The organism is Burkholderia sp. Ac-20345, assembly GCF_017104825.1.
Lineage (GTDB): Bacteria > Pseudomonadota > Gammaproteobacteria > Burkholderiales > Burkholderiaceae > Burkholderia > Burkholderia lata_B.
On the sequence record NZ_JAAGPO010000398.1, the window covers coordinates 1 to 3,537 of the forward strand.

2 protein-coding genes and 2 pseudogenes are annotated in these 3,537 nt (G+C 67.3%); 1 reads left to right on the top strand and 3 read right to left on the bottom strand.

What is annotated here, in order from left to right:
• Positions 1–429 (bottom strand): annotated as a pseudogene (locus G3O06_RS47210) (PilN family type IVB pilus formation outer membrane protein); the annotation flags it as partial.
• Positions 429–932 (bottom strand): toxin co-regulated pilus biosynthesis Q family protein, encoded by a 504-nt coding sequence (locus tag G3O06_RS47215; protein ID WP_174974683.1) that lies wholly within the window; start codon positions 930–932, stop codon positions 429–431. The pseudogene G3O06_RS47210 and the gene G3O06_RS47215, both read right to left, overlap by 1 nt.
• Before the next feature lie 312 nt (positions 933–1,244).
• Between G3O06_RS47215 and G3O06_RS47220 the strand changes: the two genes are divergently transcribed.
• Positions 1,245–2,348 carry an ATPase, T2SS/T4P/T4SS family gene (locus G3O06_RS47220; RefSeq protein WP_085043285.1) on the top strand — a complete coding sequence of 368 codons (1,104 nt, stop codon included), beginning with the start codon at positions 1,245–1,247 and terminating at the stop codon, positions 2,346–2,348.
• 168 nt (positions 2,349–2,516) lie between these two features.
• Here the strand turns inward: G3O06_RS47220 and G3O06_RS47225 are convergent.
• Positions 2,517–3,537: pseudogene (locus G3O06_RS47225) on the bottom strand (secretin N-terminal domain-containing protein); the annotation flags it as partial.

The following is a 3,537-nucleotide window of genomic DNA, read 5'->3' on the forward strand; positions in this document are numbered from 1 at the left end:
TCCCGCCGCGTCGAGGAACGCGGGTGCGCCGCGCGCGACGCCGTCCGCGCCGCCGCCTTGCTGCGAACGCGCGGCCGCCTGCTGCGCGCTCGCGGCAACCTGCGTCGGTACCTGCGTGAGCCGCGTGATCTGCTCGGCGAATTCGGATAACGAAGAGACCGCGCGGTCGAACGACGCCGGCTCGTCGAATAGTGCGGGGAGCTGTTCGCGGTTCTGCAGCTTCACGGCGCCCGCCGACACCCACAGCCCGTTATCGACGACGACGGGCGGCAGCGCGTGCACGCTGTTGTCCCCGTCGGCGGTGCGCTTGAGGAGCGCGCCGGATTCGTCCGAATCGCGTCGCACGTCCCGCTCGATGCCGCTGCGCAGCCCGGTGCAGCCGCTCAGCAGCGCAGCGGCCAGTAACGAAAGAACGAAAAAAACGCGCATCAGCCCGCTCCCTGCGCGACGACGCGCAACACGTGATTGCCTTGATAGAGAATCGCCTGGATCGGCGTCGCCGTGCGGCCGAGACTCGCGACGAGCACTTGCAGCGCATCCTCGAACGAGCCGCGCAGCGTCGCCTGCGCGTCGATGCTGAAATCGACCGGCGCATCCCAGACGAGCTGCCAGCCCGCCGTGCGCGCCCATCGCAACAAGACGCCGCGGATCGTGCCGTCGGACGCGCGCACGTCCCAGACGGGTGCGTCCGCAACGGGCAGCGACGCGGGCCGCGCGGCCGTGGCCAGCGCGGCCCCGGCTGACGCCGATGGCGATATCGCACGCAAGACGTCGACGCGCGTGGCCGTCAGCGGGGCGTGATCGAAGCGCTCGACAAATGGGCCGCCGATCGCCGGATCGGTGCCGGCGGGCGGGCCGCTCGCCGCGCAATCGGTTGCAAAAAGCGCGGTCGCGATGAACGCGGTCGCGGCGACCGTAGCGCCGTGCATCATGGTTGTCCTCGTTACTCGACTGCTGCCGTGCGCCGCTGGCCCCCGCGCTTTGCTGCTCGATGATCCCGGATGCCGCGTCCGACGCCTCGGACCGCCTGCGCGGCCGGAAATGGCTTTCCGAACGTGGGATTACCACAGCGCTACATAATGGGTCTACACACGCAGTCGCATTATTGAAGTGATTATTGCGCGGCAAATATACCCCGAACGGTTTGACAAAAGCTATTTTGCATGCAAAATTAAATAGACCATTCAATTTCCTCTTTCATTGCGGGAAATGCACCGCCCAATCCATTCATTCGAACTACCAAGATGAACCAGCATGCCGCCGCCCCGCTGCGCGATCTCGCGGGCGAAGTGCTCGGCCTGATCGACCTGAAGCAGATGTTCACCGACATCCACATCGAGCAAGACCGTCCCGTCACGATCAAGACCCCGCGCGGCTGGGTCGAGACGAGCGACGAACCGGTGCTCCTCGACGACATGCGGCCGCTGCTCGACGCGATCGACGAGCATTGGGAAGCCGCGCTGCGTCAAGGCACGCTCGACCGCCCGTTCGTCCTCACGCGCTGCCGGCTGCGCTGTCACGTGTACCGCGCGGGCGGCGGCCGCAAGATCGTGATCTCGATGCGCCGGCTGCCGCTCAAGCCGCTGCCGCTCGAGGAACTCGGCCTGCCCGTCTACGTGCGCTCGATGCTCGACAACACGAAGGGCATCATCCTCGTCACGGGCCCGACGGGCTCGGGCAAGACGACGACGATCGCGTCGCTGCTCGAGCACATCAACACGACCCGCAACACGCATATCGTCACGATCGAGGAGCCGATCGAATACTATCTGGAGCGCCGCCAGTCCATCATCTCGCAACGCGAAGTGCCGACCGACACGCCGAATTTCCCGCACGGGCTGCGCGAGGCGCTGCGGCAAAGGCCGGACGTGGTGATGGTCGGCGAGGTGCGCGACGCGCAGACAGCCGACACGCTGCTGCAAGCGGGCGAATCGGGGCACCTCGTGCTCGCGACGATGCACACGGGCAGCGCGGTCAGCGCGCTCAACAAGCTGCTGTCGTTCTTTCCGGTCGAGCAGCGCGACCGGCACGCGGTCGCGCTCGCCGAATCGCTGATCGGCATCGTCTGCCAAAGCCTCGTGCCGAGCGCGGACGGCGAAAGCCTCGTGCTCGCGAGCGAACTGCTGTTCAACAACAACAACCAGGTCGCGAAGCTGATCGCGGAGCCGACGAAGCTGCACCTCGTCAACGAGTTCCTGCGGCGCCGCGAGGACAATATGTCGCGCTCCCTGAACGACGACCTCGCCGCGCTTGCGGCCCGCAACCGGATCTCGACGAAGGACGCATTACGGGCGACTTACAATCGGATCGAGCTGAATGAAATGATGCAATCGATTGTTAATCGTTAGGCGCGCATTCGATCCGGTATTTTTCATGCCGATCTAAAATCGAAAAAAAATCGAATAAACACGCCGAATCTCGTGTTAATCGACTGGTGGAATTAATTTCAAAAACCGATTGTCGTCGCGACGTCGAAATCATGCCAGACCGTCGTTTAATAATGCGTGGAGTTTGCATCAATTGCCGAGCAGGCGCGTCTGCGTGCTGAGGCCGAGGCCGTCCGGCGGCGTCGCCGACGAATGCGCGCGTAACGTCGCGCGCTTCGCGGTTTCGGGGAGGCTGGCGATTGCGCTTGCCGGGGCCGGCGCGCGTCGCGCCTGCGCGGTCGGCGATGCCGGTGGCGGCCGGCGCACGGGATCGGCGGACGTCGCACGCGGCGTCACCAGCACGAGCTGCTGCGCCTCGTGTCCGGCGGCAAGCGGCAGCGCGAGCGCCACGCATTCCCCTGCCGAGATCGTCACGCCGGCCACGGTTTCGCGCGACGACGATGCGCCGGCCGAGCGGCTGTCGCCGTCCGCCCGGCGCTCGACGATCCGCACGTCGAGCGCATAACGGCCCGCCTGCGCGGTCTCGCGCGGCGTAACCCGCATCGCGAATCCGTTCCGCTGCGCGTCGAGCGATCGCGCATCGCCGTCGCCCGACGTGACGAACACCTGCCGCAGACGGCTGAAATCCGCGCTGTCGTCGGGGAGCGTCAGCGTCGAGCTGTCGGCGTCGATCGATGCGTCGCCGTGAGCGGCAAGCTCGGCGATGCGCGCGCGCATCGGCGCGCAGCCGTCCGGCGCGGGCGCGATCGCCACGCGCGGGGCGGATGTGCCGGAGGATACGGACGCCTGCGTGTCGTCGCGCCACCGCAACCCGAGTGCGTCGATCTGCGCGCGCGCGAGCGTCGCGCCGAACGCATCGATCCGAATCGACGCGCTCAGCGTATCGAGCTGCGCGACAAGCCGTGCATCGCGCGCCAGCCGCGCGGGCACGTCGCGAATCAGCACGGTGTTCGAGCGTGCATCCGCATCGACGATCGGCAGCGATGCCGTGAATTCGCGCACGCCGGACACCGCGCGCGACGCGACGCCGTCCTGCTCGAGCCGGCGGCGCAGCCGCGTCGCGAGCCCCGGCAGCGACGCATCGCCCGCGTCGCCGCGCACGGCGCGGTCAGCCGCCGCGCGCGCATGCAGCCTGAACGCGCGCGTCTCG

Coding starts and splice junctions, on each gene's coding strand:
- G3O06_RS47215 (WP_174974683.1), bottom strand. CDS start 932: ATGATGCACGGCGCTACGGTCGCCGCGACCGCGTTCATCGCGACCGCG.
- G3O06_RS47220 (WP_085043285.1), top strand. CDS start 1,245: ATGAACCAGCATGCCGCCGCCCCGCTGCGCGATCTCGCGGGCGAAGTG.